Here is a 14,977-nt window from a genome sequence, read left to right on the forward strand (position 1 = left end):
CTGGATTTCACTTGCCTTAAGTCCAGCCCTTAGAACGAGCGCTGGAAGCGGAGGAAGCCGCCAACGGCGTCTTTCTTGTTACCCGGGATGCCGGTCCAGTTGTATTCGTAGGGGCCCAGAACGCCGATGAGGCCGCCGTAGTTCTTCGTATCATGGTCATTGTGAGCATAGTCCACTTCGGCCGTGATCGTGAAGCCGGGAACGATGTCGTAGGCGATATTGGCCGCGACGCCAGCTTCCTTGGCTTCGTCATACGACGCCTGCAGGTTGAACGAGGTCTTCTCGTTGATGGTGTAGGTGCCACCACCCCAGACTGCCCAGTTGCCGCCCCACTGCTTGTANTTGAACGAGGTCTTCTCGTTGATGGTGTAGGTGCCACCACCCCAGACTGCCCAGTTGCCGCCCCACTGCTTGTAGAAGTTGCGCGGAGCGTTGTCGTCAGAGCCGTAGCCGGCCATCAGGAACAGCGACAGGTTCTGCATCGGGGTCACGTCGAGGCGAACCTTGGCAGACCATTCTTCCAGGCTGCTGTCATAGGCAGCAACACCGGAGATTGAGCCCCAGCCCTGCGTGTATTTGAGACCGCCAACTACATACGGAACAAAGCTATCGACCGAGTCGTGACCGAAATTGAAGGCAGTATTGTCGTCGTTAATCCAAAAACCTTCACCGGTTTCCAATGAAGCCACGGCTGAGAAGCCGTTGCCTGCATCGAAATAATACTGGACGACATTGGTGTCGAAGCCGCCATACGGAACGATCGTATCCTGGATGACGTTGCCGGCGTAGCCGGTGAACGTGTTGAAGGCTGTTTCGTCCTTACCGACGCGGAGACCGCCAAGCTGGATCCAGGCGAAGTTCAGCGAAACGCCTCTGCTGCCGAACTGAGAGCCGTCGACGCCCAGCCCGAGGTCGTGATAACCGGTTCCCCAGTTGAACCGGGTCTCGGTGTAGGTCTTCAAGGTGCCCATCTCGGTTTCCTGGCCGGTGTAGGTCCTCAGCGTGAAGCGGGCCTGCTTGTAGTAGCCGTCATTTTCGTTGATTTCGCCGTCCAGAAGATCCTTGCTGTCAAGGTATCGCGCGCCGTCGAACGAGCCAGCCTGGCCGACGCCGATGTCGTAGCGGACATAACCGCCGATGCGCAGGCAGATTTCGGTGCCGGGGATGTAGTAGTAGCCGGCGCCGTAGACGTCGCAAATCTTGACGTATTCAGCGGGTTCCGGCTCGGCGACGACGACGGCGTCGGCGGCGCGCGCACCGGAAACTGCGATCAGTGCCGCAGCGGAGCCGAGAAGAAGGCTCTTGATGTTCATTTTCTGACCTCCAGTCAGAATCGAACGAAAGAGCGGAATTGGCGCCGTGTGTTTCTGTCGTAAGTAGCTGAGATTGCGTTATTATTTGGGAAAACCGTTGATTTTTGCACGATCACGTGAGGAGCGGCAGATGGTCACCAGAGGCGTTTGCTGGCAAAAGCATGCCCGGAACCGGATTTGAGATAACGCTCGAATGATGTCGCTTTGGCTTGGTTCGAGAAGGCGATGCAGGTCACGATCCGCCATGGCAGGAATTTTGAGGTATGGCTGGATTTTCCGGCGTTATGCTCGGCGATCCGTCGCTTCAGGTCCGAGGTCACACCGATATAGCGCTCGCCTTCCGCAGTCTTGCTTTCCAGCAGATATACATACCACACGAACCGGCCCTCCCTCGCCAACGCATTGGAGTGCATCCTCCTTCGCTACGGCTTCGGAGGGCATCCCGCTTCGCGCGGAGAGGGGATTCGCTGGACTTGTCCTGCGAAGCGGCAGCGGGGGTTTTCGGGGCTAGCGGCCCTCCTTCGCTACGGCTTCGGAGGGCATCCTGCTTCGCGCGGAGAGGGATTCGCTGGACTTGTCCTGCGAAGCGCGCAGCGCGAAGCAGGATGGCCTGCCACCCGAAGCCCGCAGGGCGTAGGGTGGCGGAGAGGATGGGATTCGAACCCACGAGAAGCTTTTGACCTCTACTCCCTTAGCAGGGGAGCGCCTTCGACCACTCGGCCACCTCTCCGTTGCGCCGGTGGATAAAGAAAAGCGCCGGCACAATCAACAAGCTGGCGCTATTATCCTTGAAAAATCGACCCTTCGCCAAAGCGCCGCCCAGCGATGTGGCGATTCTGCGGCAATTCCCTTGCTCGCGACTCGGGCCATGGTCACATTTCGGGCCGACCATCGCCGGAATCCGCGGTTTGCAGCGGCTTGCGAAGGGCTGTTGGTTAACGGGAGCTTTCGGAGTGAGGCCAAATCGTGTCATTTGTGCAACAACGCCGGGGTATAGCGCCAACACAAACCTTTTGCCGGTACGATCGTGGTTGAACGCCGCCGTCTCATGGGTAATGTCGGGTTTGAAGGAGCGGCGCGGTGCGCATCTTTTTCGGTAGTGGGGATGGGGCAGGGAACGCTGTCCTTCAGCAAAGAATACCCAGACCCGTTTTTTAACTTTTGACTGGAGGTCAGAAAATGAACATCAAGAGCCTTCTTCTCGGCTCCGCTGCGGCACTGATCGCAGTTTCCGGTGCGCGCGCCGCCGACGCCGTCGTCGTCGCCGAGCCGGAACCCGCTGAATACGTCAAGATCTGCGACGTCTACGGCGCCGGCTACTTCTACATTCCCGGCACCGAAACCTGCCTGCGCATCGGCGGCTACGTCCGCTATGACATCGGCATCGGTGACGTCGGCTCGTTTGACGGTGCAAAGACTACCGATCAGCAGGACGGCGACTCGCAGGATACCTACTACAAACACGCCCGCTTCACGCTGAAGACCTGGACCGGCCAGGAAACCGAGCTCGGCACCTTGAAGACCTACACCGAGACCCGCTTCAACTGGGGTAACCACAACGATTACCTTGATGACAACTTCAATGGCGGTACGAGTGTTTCGCTGAACTTTGCCTGGGTCCAGCTCGGTGGTTTGCGCGTCGGTAAGGACGAATCGGCCTTCGATACCTTCATCGGCTACGCCGGCAACGTCATCCAGGATACGCTGGTCCCCTACGGCGGCTTCGACACCAACGTCGTTCAGTATTACTTCGATGCCGGAAACGGCTTCTCGGCCGTGGCTTCGTTGGAAACCGGGTCGGGCAGTGCCGCCACGGATCCTGGCATTTTCCAAGACAGCAACAGCGGCAATGATTCCATCGACAGCTATGTCCCGTATGTCGTCGGCGGTATCAAATACACGCAGGGCTGGGGCTCGATCACCGGTGTCGCCGCCTATGACAGCACCTGGGAAGAGTGGGCCGGCAAGGTTCGCGTCGACGTTACGCCGATACAGAACCTGACACTGTTCATCATGGCCGGCTACGGCTCTGACGACAACATCGACCGCAACTTCTACAAGCAGTGGGGCGGCAACTGGGCAGTCTGGGGTGGTGGCACCTACACCATCAACGAGANCCGCAACTTCTACAAGCAGTGGGGCGGCAACTGGGCAGTCTGGGGTGGTGGCACCTACACCATCAACGAGAAGACCTCGTTCAATCTCCAGGCCTCGGCTGACGACGACAAGAACTACGGCGTCGCTGCGAACATTGCCTACGATATCGTTCCCGGTCTCACGATCACTGCCGAAGTCGATTGGGCCCGCGACGGCCAGTTTGATAAAGCCTACGATCGCAACTGGACCAATGCCGACGACAAGGACAGCGTCGGCGGGATGCTCCGCTTCCAGCGCTCATTCTAACAGTCCGAGCTAGATTGAGATTGAACCCGGCGGGCAACCGCCGGGTTTTTCGTATCGGCGCGACGCAGCTGTCAACTCTCGATGCATAATGCAGGCTGCTGCTGAGCAGCCGATCGCAGGGCTGGTCGAATGCAATGCTCGCTCCGCACGCTTGTTCGTGCAAAAGAAAAACTTGGGCCGATCTGAAGAGCTGGCCTACCGGATCAATGTATCTCGACAGCAAGTCACGATCGACCTCGGCCGATCGGGCGCATCCTACTTGTTCAAATTTCAGCCAGATCGCCCAAGGCGTCAATCAGCGGCTGAATTGCGCTCTCATACTTTTTCCAGCGTTTGACGGACGAACTATAGATCGGCTGCCGGACCTGCCAGCGGCTGGGGGTATTGACCGATCCGCTCCTCTCGAAAAAGCGCAGGCAGGAATCGTCCCAAGGCAAGCCGAGATGATCGATGAGACGGCGCGATTGCGTCTCCTGATCCGCAACCAGCGTCTCATAGCGGCTTTCGAAAATACGTCCGGGAAAGACCTTGTCCCAGTGCCGCATCAAGCGATCATATTCGCGGTAGTACAACCCGAGCGTCTCAAGGTCGGCGTTGTAGCCGTGGTCCTTGGTGAAATGCAAGACGAAGCAGGAGACGCAATTGTCGATGGCATCGCGCCGGCAATGAATGATGCGTGCGTTGGGAAAGAGAATTCCAATCACGCCGATAAACTCGAAGTTGTGCGGCATCTTGTCGACGATGCGGGGCGCGGCAGGCGCGTGCTGGCGCAGATAAGACAGGTATTCTTCGGCCAGCGCCCTCGACTGATCCCTCGTCATCGACATAATCGAACTGCGCAGGTCCTCATCCGACAGTATTCTAAAGCCCATCGAGTTCGCGATTCGCCGCAGCTTCGTAAGCTCCCCGGCGCCATGGACATCCGGATGGCTCGCGCAGATCTGCTCGGTCAGCGTCGTCCCCGACCGGGGCATGCCCAGCACAAACACAGGCACTTCAGACGGACTGCCGTGGCCAGCCTTGGCTTCCAATAGTGACGGGCTGAATATCTCGATCATGGAATCGACGCTTCGGCGGTAGTACTCCAGGTCGAAATCGTGACCAGCGGCCTTTTTCGCCCTCTTGAAGTGATCTATCGCCTCTTCATAGCGCTGAAGATCGTTCAGCACTTTGCCTGCCGCGTGGTGGAGCTGCGATGCAGCAACGGGTTCGAGCCTGGGATTGGAGAGTTCGCGCAGGATAGAGTCGAGCTCGGCAGGTTTTTCGGTGAACTTTTGCGTGTCGACCAGGTAATTGTAGGCTGCCCCAACATCGACGCGACGTTCTATTGCCTGATCGAGATAGGCTCTGGCTTCGTCCATGCGGCCGAGGCTGGTGAGCGCACCAGCCAGACCAATCCGGACCATGGGATGGTCGCCGTTGATCTTTAGCGCCTTCTCGTAAAGGGGCAAAGCCATCTCGGCCTTGTCGAAGTTGACGTAGGCACGCGCCAGTCCGCAAAGCGCTTCCACCAGATCGGGTTTCAATTCGCAGGCGCGCTGCAGGTGCCTGATCGCAAGCAAGCTGTCGCCAAGCTTCAGACCGGCCTCTCCCAGGCTAAGGTGGAAATATGGATTCTGAGGCGTCTGGCTTACTGCCCGCGCAAAATATTTGAGAGCCAACTCGTCGTCGATACCGAGCCCCAACGTGCCGAGGATGTAGAGCGAAAGCGGGTGGTTGGGCGTGCGGGCGAGAACGCGACGGCATAATTCCTCCGCCTCCGGGAGCCGCTTGGCTTGCTGAAGTTCGAGCGCCTGTCGCAACAGCATGTCGTCGGCCTGCGCGCGCGACGGCGGTTTCGCTTTCGGCGGCTGCACGTTCGGCGCCGAACGGGACTTTATGTGTTTGGACCAAGCGGGCGGCAGTCGGTTGCTCATCATGTCTCGCTAGCAAAATGGTCCGGGAGAATCCAGCCTGGCCTGAAGGGCTGGCCTATCCTGTCGGGCGCCCTCCTTGTTCAAAGTTCGGCTAGGTCGCCCAAGGCGTCGATCAGCGGCTGGATCTTGCTCTCATAATTTTTCCAGTGCTTGATGGACGAGTTGTAGATCGGCTGCCGGACTTGCCAGCGACTGGCCGTGTTGACCGATCCGCCCTTCTCGAAGAAGCGCAGGCAGGCATCGTCCCAGGGCAATCCAAGATAATCGATCAGACGGCGCGATTGTGCCTCCTGATCCGCAACCAGCGTCTCGTAGCGACTTTCGAAGATGCGTCCCGGAAAAACCTTGTCCCAATGTCGCATCAGGCGATCGTATTCACGGTAGTACAGCCCGAGGGTCTGCAGGTCGGCGATGTAGCTGTGTCCCTTGGAGAAATTCTGGAAAAAACACGAGAGGCAATTGTCGATGGCGTTGCGGCGACAGTGAATAATCCGCGCGTTGGGAAAGAGGAGGCCTATGAGGCCTATCAATTCGAAATTCCGGGGCATCTTGTCGACTATGCGACGTGCGGTCGGCGCACGCTCACGAAGGTAGGACAGGTGCTCCTCGGCCAGGATTTTGGACAGGTCAGGGGTGATCGGCACTATCGATTGGCCCAAAGCCCGTGCCGAAAGCCTGGTGAGGCCGGTAGCATTTGCGGCTCGCCTTAGCTTTTTAAGTTCTCCTGCGCCGTGAACATCCGGGTGGCTCGCGCAAATCTGCTCGGTCAGGGTGGTCCCCGACCGGGGCATTCCCAATACAAACACGGGCACTTCCGATGGGCTTCCATGACCCGCCTTGGCAGCCACCATGTCCGGGTTGAAGAGCTCGATCGTAGAGTCGACCCAGCGGCGATAGGCTTCCAGATCAAACTTATAGCCTGCGGCCTGCTTGCCTTTCTTGAAATGATCTATCGCGTCGTCGTAGCGCCCAAGGTCGTTCAGCACCTTGCCGGCTGCGTGATGAAGTCTCATCGCACTTTCGGGGTCAAGCTTTGGGTAGCCCAGTTCGCGCAGGATGGACTTAAGTTCGGCCGGCTCTTCGGTGAATTTGCGCGTATGCACAAGCTCGTTATAGGCAGCGGGCATCGCGATGCGACGTTCGATCGCTTCTTTCAGATAGACTTCGGCTTCGTCCACGCGACCGAGACCGGTGAGTGCGCTGGCCAGTCCTGTCCGAACGCGAGGATGATCGCGGTTGATCTTGAGCGCTTTCTCGTAAACCGGGACAGCCATGTCAGCCTTGTCGAATTCGACGTAAGCGCGTCCCAACGCGCAAAGCGCTTCCAGCAAATCGGGCTTCAACTTCAATGCTTGCTGAATATGCCTGATTGCGGGCGAATATTCGCTGACTTTTAGATAAACTTCACCCAGACTAAGGTGATAAAAGGGGTTTTGAGGCTCCTCGCCGACGGCTCGGGCCAAATATCGCAGCGCGGTTTCATCGTCGAGCCCGATGAACAGCGTGCCCATGATATACAAAGCCAGGGGATGGTTGGGCGTGCGCTCCAGCACGCGGCGGCACAGTTCCTCAGCCTCGGCCAACCGCTTGGCCTGCTGCAAGCCATACGCCTGTCGCAGCAGCGCATCGTCGGCCTGCGCGCGCGACGGCGGTTTCGCCTTCGGCGGCTGCACTTTCGGTGCCGGGCGGGACTTTATGTGCTTGGACCAAGCGGGCGGCAGTCGGTTGCTCATCATGTCTCGCTAGCAAAATGATCCGGTAGAATCCAGCCTGACCGTTGCCGCTGGCCCTGGAACTTGCGCAGGCCCAGCCAGCAGGCTAGCAAGAAGGCCCCTTTTCGAACGAGCCTTTGCCATGCGCCCTCCCCTTACGCCACTTATCGCCGCGCTTCCTTCTACAGTGCCGTTTGTCGGCCCTGAGGCGCAGGAGCGCGACCGCGGCCGCGCCTTTCGCGCCCGTATCGGCGCCAACGAGAGCAGCTTTGGCCCTTCGCCGCGCGTCGTTGCCCGTATGGCCGAGATTGCCGGCGACATGTGGATGTACTGCGACCCTGACAATCACGATTTGAAGGTAGCCGTGGCCCGGCATCTCGGTGTCGGCGCCGAAAACGTCGTCGTCGGCGAAGGCATAGACGGGCTGCTCAGCCTGGTTGCGCGCATGTATGTGGCGCCGGGCGATGCGGTGGTGACCTCGCTCGGCGCCTATCCGACCTTCAACTTTCATGTTGCCGGCGTCGGCGGCCGGCTGGTCGCAGTGCCCTACGAGAACGATCGGGAAAACCTCGACGGCCTGCTGGCGGCAGTGGCCAGGGAAAAGGCGCCACTGGTCTACCTGTCCAATCCGGACAATCCGATGGGCAGCTGGTGGGAAGCCGCCGAGCTCAGCCGCTTCATCGAAGCCTTGCCGGAGACCACAATGCTGGTGCTCGACGAAGCCTATGGCGAATTAGGGCCAGCCTCAGCGCTGCCGCCGATCGATGTGGCGCGGCCGAACGTCATCCGCATGCGCACCTTCTCCAAGGCCTATGGGCTGGCCGGCATACGCTGCGGCTATGCGGTGGCCGAGGCCCAGGTGATTCGGGACTTTGAGAAGATCCGCAACCACTATGGCGTCAGCCGCATGGCGCAGATCGCCGGTGTCGAGGCGCTTGCCGATCAGGCCTGGCTGGATAGCGTGGTGGCGCGGGTCGCCGCCGGCCGCCGGCGTATCGCCGCAATAGCCGAAGCGAACGGGCTGAAGCCGCTGGCTTCGGCGACCAATTTCGTCACCATCGACTGCGGCCGCGACGGCGCTTTCGCACTGAAAGTGCTGCAGGCGCTGTTGTCACGCGACGTCTTCATCCGCAAGCCGATGGTGCCGGTTCTCGACCGCTGCATCCGGGTCAGTGTCGGCCTCGACCACGAGCTCGACATCTTTGCCGAGGAACTGCCTGGCGCACTGGCGGCAGCGCGGGGGAACTGAAGAGCGCAACGCCGGGATTCCAGTGCTGCCCGCTATTTCTCCCCGAGCAGGCGCATGACGCACTTCAAGGCGTCCGATAATTCGGCAGCCGCGTCATCGGCGAGGCCGGCCGTCAGCCGGGCGAGGTCGCGATCCGCCGCAGCCTGAAGCCTGGCGAGCTCAGCACTTCCGCGAGCGGTCAGCGACAGGATACGTCTGCGCCGATCGGCTGGGTCAGAGCGTGTCTCGGTCAGGCCAGCGGCGGCGAACCTCCTCAGGACGCGTGTGACATAGGCCGGATCGAGCCGGAGTTCGGCAGCGATTTCGGAGGCCGCCGGCCGGAGATCGAGGTGGAACGCCCGTGCAAGAAACCCTGCCTCACCGCCGCTATTGGCGACAGCGCGAGATCGGCCGCCCAATTCGAACAGCAGCCGCGCCTCGCCCAGCGTATAGGCGCTGTGCGTCAAGGTCAGGTCGAGCAGCCCGATCAGGCGCGTGTAGAAGCGATTGAAGCCACGTATCTCCGCGACAAGGGCATTCCGATCGGCCGGCATGTCGACCTCCTTCGGACGGACCGCTCCGTCAGGGCCATGATCGCCTATTATTTGACTTAGTCAATCATCGGTGGAGGCGCCACCCATCTCGCAGTGCGAAATCTGGCGGATAGCGACCGGAGAGAAACCTTCGATGCACGTTGCGCGGTTGAATTTTCGCGGCGATGCGCCAGACTCGACTCAAAGGATGGAGAGCGCGATGACCGATCGTACGGTGCAGGTACGCATATACGGCAAGGTGCAAGGCGTCAGCTACCGGGTTTGGGTGCGGCGCGAGGCGTCGGCGCTTGGCCTTGCCGGGTGGGTGCGCAACGAAGTTGACGGCTCGGTGACAGCCTTGATTGCAGGAACCGGGGCGGCGGTCTCGACGATGATCGAACGGTTTTGGCAAGGGCCGCCAGGGGCAGCGGTTTCAAAGGTCGATGTCGAAGAGATCGAGGCTCGCGACACGTCGGCCGATTTCAGGATTGTTGCCTAGCAAGGCATGGTCCTGCTCATTCGCTTCCATCGCACAAAATTCTCCAGGGTGCAGATAGAGCAAATCTGAAGCCATTGCCCTGCCCGGACATGCCTCGGTCCTTGAATTAATTGAACGTTTGTTTTATTATCCGCGAAAAGGCGGCTTGTCATGGCGCGTACGACCGGTTCCGACGGAGAGAAGACCGAAGCTGCGGTCCGCGAGGCGGCGGTCAGCCTGATTGCGCGTCTCGGCTACGAGGCGATGTCGATGCGCCAGCTGGCGGCCGAGGTCGGCGTCCAGGCAGCGGCGCTGTACCGCTACTTCCCGACCAAGCAGGACCTTCTGTTCATGCTGATGCGTGAGCATATGGAAGGCTTGATCGAGGCGTGGCGCGCAACACGCCCTGTCGGCGCCGATCCGGCAGCGCGGCTTGCCGCTTATGTCGAAAACCATATCGCTTTCCATATCGAACGCCGCCACTCCACCCATGTCTCGAACATGGAGCTGCGCAGCCTGTCGCATGAAAAACTCACGCAGATCCTGCGCATGCGCACGGCCTACGAGAAGGAGCTGCGCGCCATCCTGCGCGACGGCGTCGAAGCGGGGTTATTCAGCATCGAAGACACCGGGCTCACCGCCATGGCGCTGATCCAGATGATGACCGGCGTCATCGTCTGGTTTCGGCCGGGCGAACGGCTGTCGATCGCCGAAGTCACCGCTACATATCTAGCAATGACAATGCGCCTTGTTGGAGCAAAGAGCGATGGCGCGACGACGAGCCACGGCGCCGTGCGTCCATTCGAGCGCGCAACGGACGCTGCAGCACTTTGATTTCGCGCATGATCCCGATTTTCGCGGTCGTGCGCCGGGAGGAACGGCATGTACACGCATACGCTCAACTTCGGGCTTGACGAAGACATCGAGGCGCTGCGCGACCTGGTGCGGCGCTTCGCCCAGGAAAAGATCGCACCGATCGCCGCCGAGATCGACCGCTCGAACGAATTCCCGGCACATCTGTGGGCGGAGCTCGGCGGGCTCGGCCTGCTCGGCATCACCGCCGATCCCGATTTCGGCGGCAGCGGCATGGGCTACCTCGCCCATGTCGTGGCGATGGAGGAGATTTCGCGCGCCTCGGCCTCGGTCGGCCTCTCCTACGGCGCCCATTCCAACCTCTGCATCAACCAGATCAACCGCTGGGCAACGCAGGCGCAGAAGGAAAAATATCTGCCTTCGCTCTGCAGCGGCGAGAAGGTCGGCGCACTGGCGATGTCGGAATCGGGTGCCGGCTCCGATGTGGTGTCGCTGCGCCTGCGCGCCGAAAAGCGCAATGATCGCTATGTGCTCAACGGCACCAAAATGTGGATCACCAACGGGCCGGATGCCGAGACGCTGGTCGTCTACGCCAAGACCGATCCGGAACTCAATTCGCGCGGCATCACCGCTTTCATCGTCGAAAAAGCCTTTGCCGGTTTTTCCGTGGCGCAAAAGCTCGACAAGCTCGGCATGCGCGGCTCGAACACCGGCGAGCTGGTGTTCGAGAATGTCGAAGTGCCGTTCGACAATGTGCTGCACGAGGAAGGGCGCGGCGTCGAGGTGCTGATGTCGGGCCTCGACTACGAACGCGCCGTGCTGGCCGGCGGGCCGATCGGGCTGATGGCTGCGTGCCTCGACGTGGCGATCCCTTACGTGCATGAACGCAGGCAGTTCGGTCAGCCGATCGGCGAATTCCAGCTGGTGCAAGGCAAGCTCGCCGACATGTATGCGACGATGAACGCGGCGCGCGCCTACGTCTATGCCGTGGCCGCCGCTTGCGATCGCGGTGAGACGGCCCGCAAGGATGCTGCCGGCTGTATTCTCTTCGCCGCCGAAAAGGCAACGCTGATGGCGCTCGACGCCATCCAGCTTTTGGGCGGCAACGGCTACATCAACGACTACCCGACCGGCCGGCTTTTGCGCGACGCCAAGCTCTACGAGATCGGCGCCGGCACCAGCGAAATCCGTCGCTGGCTGATCGGGCGGGAAATCATGGTGGAGGGCGCCTGATGGCGTCTTTTTGAGATTTTGCCAGAAGCCGCACGATGTGGCACACTTCGGAATATGTGCCACAACACGGGCGAGACGGACCATGGCTGGCAAAACGGGAAAGTCCGGATTTGACGAAGATCCGCAGGCACGGTTCGATGCCGGCGCTCGCCAACCACAGCTTCGTGCTCCGGCGAAACGCGAGCGTGTCAAGCTTGGCGAGGGCGGGCGCTTCGTCATTCCTGCCGCGATGCGCGAGGAGATGGGCGTGAAGCCTGGCGAGGACATGATCCTTCATGTCGAAAACGGCGAGCTGCGGGTAAGATCGTGGCTGCAGAATCTGCGACGCGTCCAGGCCGAATTGTCAGCGTTGAAACAGCCCGGTGAAAGCGTCGTCGACGAATTTCTGAAAGAGCGACGGGAAGAGCAGCGTCGAAGCGACAAGCGTCTCGACCGGCTTCACGCCGAAGGGACAACGGGAAAGCGGGCGAAATGAAGCCCTACGTCATGGACAGTTCGGCGGCGCTCGCAATCCTGCTCAACGAGCAAGGTACCGATAATGCTTTGGGGTTCGCGCCGGACGCACAATGCAGTTCAGTCAATGCGGCCGAAATCATCGCCAAGCTGATCGACAAGGGACGCAGCATGGAACAGGCCGCGGACGACCTCGCCAGTCTCGGCATGCCGATCGCCGTTTTCGACGACGCGATGGGCATCGCCGCCGGGCAGCTTCGCCAATTGACGCGGCATCGCGGCTTGTCGCTGGGCGATCGGGCTTGCCTGGCGCTGGCAATTCGCGAGAATGCCATTGCCGTCACCGCTGATCGCGATTGGGGCGACCTCGATGTCGGCTGCAAGATCGAGCTGATCCGGTAGCGCCATGGCCCCCCTCACCTCTCAGATGTCGTCCGCCTCCGATGCCTTCCGCACCAATGCCGAGCGCATGCGGGCGCTGGTCGCCGATATTGCTGAAAAAGCCGCCGCCATCGNATCGAGCGCGGTGGCTCGGAAGAGGCGCGTGAGCGGCACGTCTCCCGCGGCAAGCTCCTGCCGCGGCAACGCCTAGCCCAATTGCTCGATACAGGCTCGCCCTTCCTCGAAATCGGCCAGTTCGCGGCATGGTCGATGTATGGCGAGGACATCCCTTCGGCCGGCCTCATCGCCGGCATCGGCCGCGTCGAAGGCACCGAAGTGATGGTCGTCGTCAATGACGCCACGGTGAAGGGCGGCACCTATTATCCACTGACGGTGAAGAAGCATCTGCGTGCACAGGAGATCGCATTGCAGAACAATCTGCCTTGCGTCTATCTGGTCGACAGCGGCGGCGCCAATCTGCCCAACCAGGACGAGGTGTTTCCCGACCGCGATCATTTCGGCCGCATCTTCTACAACCAGGCCAACATGTCGACCGCCGGCATTCCGCAGATCGCCTGCGTCATGGGTTCGTGCACGGCCGGCGGCGCCTATGTGCCTGCGATGTCGGACGAGACAATCATGGTGCGCAACCAGGCGACCATCTTTCTCGGCGGGCCGCCGCTGGTGAAGGCGGCCACCGGCGAGGACGTCACCGCCGAGGACCTCGGTGGCGCCGACGTGCACACAAGGCTTTCCGGCGTTGCCGACCACTATGCGCTCGACGACGAGCATGCGCTGGCCATATGCCGGCGTATCGTCAAAAACCTGAATCGGAACAAGACTGTAAGCCTTGCCTTACAGAAATCGATTCCGCCGCTTCACGATCCACATGAACTCTACGGCATCGTGCCGACGGATCTGCGCCAGCCCTACGACGTGCGCGAGGTAATCGCCCGCACCGTCGACGGCTCCGAGTTCGATGAGTTCAAGCAGAATTATGGCACCACGCTGGTCACCGGTTTCGCCCATCTCAGCGGCATGCCGGTCGGCATCATCGCCAACAATGGGGTGCTATTTTCGGAAAGCGCGCTGAAGGGCGCGCATTTCATCGAGCTGTGCTGCCAGCGCAAGATCCCGCTGATTTTCCTGCAGAACATCACCGGCTTCATGGTCGGGCGAAAATACGAGGCCGGCGGCATCGCCAAGGACGGCGCCAAGCTGGTCATGGCGGTCGCAACGGCCAAGGTGCCGAAGGTGACCGTGATCATCGGCGGCTCATTCGGCGCCGGCAATTACGGCATGTGCGGACGCGCCTATTCGCCACGCTTCCTGTGGATGTGGCCGAATGCCCGCATTTCGGTGATGGGCGGCGAGCAGGCGGCAACGGTGCTGGCCGTGGTCAAGCGCGAAGGCATCGAGCGCAAGGGCGGGGAATGGAGCGCCGAGGAGGAAGCGAAATTCAAGAAGCCGATCCTGATGAAGTACGAGCATGAAGGGCACCCGCTCTATTCGTCGGCAAGGCTCTGGGACGACGGCATCATCGACCCGGCCAAGACTCGCGAGGTGCTGGCGCTCAGCCTTTCGGCCGCGCTCAACGCCGAGATCGAGGAGACAAAATTCGGCGTGTTCAGGATGTGAGATGAGCGAAATCGGCCAGAGGATTCGCATTCAAACCGGCGACATCACGAAGCTGGCGGTCGATGCCATCGTCAACGCCGCCAATACCTCTCTTCTCGGAGGCGGCGGCGTCGACGGCGCTATCCACCGCGCGGCCGGCCCCGAGCTTGTGGCAGAATGCCGGACCTTGCATGGCTGCAAGGTCGGCGACGCAAAAATCACCAATGGCTACAGGCTGCCCGCGCGCTACATCATCCATACGGTCGGGCCGGTCTGGCAAGGCGGCAGCAAAGGAGAAGCCGAACTGCTCGCCTCCTGCTATCGCCGGTCGCTCGAAATCGCCGCCGCAAAGGACTGCCGGACGGTGGCGTTTCCTGCGATCTCGACCGGGGCCTACCGCTATCCGAAGGATCAGGCGACGCAAATTGCTGTCGGGACCGTGAGCGCCTTCATCGGCCAGAACATCGTTCCGGAAACCGTCATTTTCTGCTGCTTCGACGAGCCGACGGCCGAATTGTATCAGCGGGTCGTCGCTGCACTCGGCAGGGTGTGACCCTGCGCGGGAGACAACCCACCACATCTCCAGACTATTTTTTGCTTCTCGATCTGGCCAGACGAAAGAATCACGGCTATTGATCATCGCAAATACCAATGGGGATTGGGCGAAGATGAGGCGGCGGGTTTTTCAGAGAACAACTGTGCATTTACTTGCAGGGTTGCTTATATTAGTGACCCCTGGCATCGGCGCAGCGGAGTCGCTGGCGGGAAGCAAGGGCGAGACCCGTTTCTATCCCTATTTGCCGCAGAGCCCGAAGGATCCGTGTACCAGGGCCTACAAGGCCTATGTAGCGGCCGGCGGCCATTCAGCCTATGCAACCACTCCGTATTCCCGGGTGC

13 protein-coding genes, 1 tRNA gene and 1 pseudogene are annotated in these 14,977 nt (G+C 60.7%); 9 read left to right on the plus strand and 6 right to left on the minus strand.

Annotated elements, in window-relative coordinates; translation table 11 throughout:
- Positions 1 to 29 precede the first annotated feature (29 nt).
- From X773_RS59205 to X773_RS59215, 3 genes are all read right to left on the minus strand, one after another.
- Positions 30 to 1,313 carry a porin gene (locus tag X773_RS59205; RefSeq protein WP_023677784.1) on the minus strand — a complete coding sequence of 428 codons (1,284 nt, stop codon included), beginning with the start codon at positions 1,311 to 1,313 and terminating at the stop codon, positions 30 to 32.
- A 134-nt stretch (positions 1,314 to 1,447) separates the two neighbouring features.
- Positions 1,448 to 1,690: a GIY-YIG nuclease family protein gene (locus X773_RS59210; RefSeq protein ID WP_023677785.1), complete on the minus strand. Its 243-nt coding sequence runs from the start codon at positions 1,688 to 1,690 to the stop codon at positions 1,448 to 1,450.
- A gap of 262 nt (positions 1,691 to 1,952) precedes the next feature.
- Positions 1,953 to 2,043: transfer RNA gene (locus X773_RS59215), tRNA-Ser, on the minus strand.
- A 449-nt stretch (positions 2,044 to 2,492) separates the two neighbouring features.
- On the opposite strand from X773_RS59215, the gene X773_RS59220 reads away from it, so the two are divergent.
- On the plus strand, positions 2,493 to 3,716 hold the full coding sequence (locus tag X773_RS59220) for a porin (RefSeq protein WP_023677786.1): 1,224 nt from the start codon (positions 2,493 to 2,495) through the stop codon (positions 3,714 to 3,716).
- Positions 3,717 to 3,979: 263 nt separating this feature from the next.
- Here X773_RS59220 and X773_RS59225 read toward each other — a convergent pair whose 3' ends face one another.
- On the minus strand, positions 3,980 to 5,632 hold the full coding sequence (locus tag X773_RS59225; RefSeq protein WP_023677787.1) for a sulfotransferase: 1,653 nt from the start codon (positions 5,630 to 5,632) through the stop codon (positions 3,980 to 3,982).
- 80 nt (positions 5,633 to 5,712) lie between these two features.
- Complete coding sequence (locus X773_RS59230; RefSeq protein ID WP_023677788.1) at positions 5,713 to 7,365, minus strand: sulfotransferase; 1,653 nt, start codon at positions 7,363 to 7,365, stop codon at positions 5,713 to 5,715.
- A gap of 121 nt (positions 7,366 to 7,486) precedes the next feature.
- Between X773_RS59230 and X773_RS59235 the strand changes: the two genes are divergently transcribed.
- A complete protein-coding gene (locus X773_RS59235) occupies positions 7,487 to 8,593 on the plus strand; it encodes a pyridoxal phosphate-dependent aminotransferase (RefSeq protein ID WP_023677789.1) in 1,107 nt (368 codons plus the stop codon).
- Positions 8,594 to 8,625: 32 nt separating this feature from the next.
- Here the strand turns inward: X773_RS59235 and X773_RS59240 are convergent, their stop codons facing one another.
- Positions 8,626 to 9,126 (minus strand): MarR family transcriptional regulator, encoded by a 501-nt coding sequence (locus tag X773_RS59240; protein ID WP_023677790.1) that lies wholly within the window; start codon positions 9,124 to 9,126, stop codon positions 8,626 to 8,628.
- A gap of 199 nt (positions 9,127 to 9,325) precedes the next feature.
- Here X773_RS59240 and X773_RS59245 point away from each other — a divergent pair, with 199 nt between their 5' ends.
- The 7 genes and pseudogenes from X773_RS59245 to X773_RS59275 all read left to right on the plus strand — a co-directional run bounded on the left by X773_RS59245 (position 9,326) and on the right by X773_RS59275 (position 14,633).
- Entirely contained in the window at positions 9,326 to 9,604 is a 279-nt protein-coding gene (locus X773_RS59245) for an acylphosphatase (protein WP_023677791.1), read from the plus strand.
- 150 nt (positions 9,605 to 9,754) lie between these two features.
- A complete protein-coding gene (locus X773_RS59250) occupies positions 9,755 to 10,417 on the plus strand; it encodes a TetR/AcrR family transcriptional regulator (protein WP_023677792.1) in 663 nt (220 codons plus the stop codon).
- 48 nt (positions 10,418 to 10,465) lie between these two features.
- Positions 10,466 to 11,629 (plus strand): isovaleryl-CoA dehydrogenase, encoded by a 1,164-nt coding sequence (locus X773_RS59255; RefSeq protein ID WP_023677793.1) that lies wholly within the window; start codon positions 10,466 to 10,468, stop codon positions 11,627 to 11,629.
- Between the two features lie 82 nt (positions 11,630 to 11,711).
- Positions 11,712 to 12,104 carry an AbrB/MazE/SpoVT family DNA-binding domain-containing protein gene (locus X773_RS59260; RefSeq protein WP_023677794.1) on the plus strand — a complete coding sequence of 131 codons (393 nt, stop codon included), beginning with the start codon at positions 11,712 to 11,714 and terminating at the stop codon, positions 12,102 to 12,104.
- Positions 12,101 to 12,484 (plus strand): type II toxin-antitoxin system VapC family toxin, encoded by a 384-nt coding sequence (locus X773_RS59265; RefSeq protein ID WP_023677795.1) that lies wholly within the window; start codon positions 12,101 to 12,103, stop codon positions 12,482 to 12,484. Before X773_RS59260 ends, X773_RS59265 begins: the two co-directional genes overlap by 4 nt.
- A gap of 4 nt (positions 12,485 to 12,488) precedes the next feature.
- A pseudogene (locus X773_RS59270) lies at positions 12,489 to 14,101 on the plus strand (carboxyl transferase domain-containing protein).
- Position 14,102: 1 nt separating this feature from the next.
- Positions 14,103 to 14,633 (plus strand): O-acetyl-ADP-ribose deacetylase, encoded by a 531-nt coding sequence (locus X773_RS59275; RefSeq protein ID WP_023677796.1) that lies wholly within the window; start codon positions 14,103 to 14,105, stop codon positions 14,631 to 14,633.
- Positions 14,634 to 14,977: the final 344 nt, after the last annotated feature.

The sequence above is a fragment of the Mesorhizobium sp. LSJC280B00 genome (assembly GCF_000502835.1).
Lineage (GTDB): Bacteria > Pseudomonadota > Alphaproteobacteria > Rhizobiales > Rhizobiaceae > Mesorhizobium.

Coding starts and splice junctions, on each gene's coding strand:
- X773_RS59225 (WP_023677787.1), bottom strand. CDS start 5,632: ATGAGCAACCGACTGCCGCCCGCTTGGTCCAAACACATAAAGTCCCGT.
- X773_RS59245 (WP_023677791.1), top strand. CDS start 9,326: ATGACCGATCGTACGGTGCAGGTACGCATATACGGCAAGGTGCAAGGC.
- X773_RS59235 (WP_023677789.1), top strand. CDS start 7,487: ATGCGCCCTCCCCTTACGCCACTTATCGCCGCGCTTCCTTCTACAGTG.
- X773_RS59265 (WP_023677795.1), top strand. CDS start 12,101: ATGAAGCCCTACGTCATGGACAGTTCGGCGGCGCTCGCAATCCTGCTC.
- X773_RS59260 (WP_023677794.1), top strand. CDS start 11,712: ATGGCTGGCAAAACGGGAAAGTCCGGATTTGACGAAGATCCGCAGGCA.
- X773_RS59275 (WP_023677796.1), top strand. CDS start 14,103: ATGAGCGAAATCGGCCAGAGGATTCGCATTCAAACCGGCGACATCACG.
- X773_RS59255 (WP_023677793.1), top strand. CDS start 10,466: ATGTACACGCATACGCTCAACTTCGGGCTTGACGAAGACATCGAGGCG.
- X773_RS59240 (WP_023677790.1), bottom strand. CDS start 9,126: ATGCCGGCCGATCGGAATGCCCTTGTCGCGGAGATACGTGGCTTCAAT.
- X773_RS59230 (WP_023677788.1), bottom strand. CDS start 7,365: ATGAGCAACCGACTGCCGCCCGCTTGGTCCAAGCACATAAAGTCCCGC.
- X773_RS59250 (WP_023677792.1), top strand. CDS start 9,755: ATGGCGCGTACGACCGGTTCCGACGGAGAGAAGACCGAAGCTGCGGTC.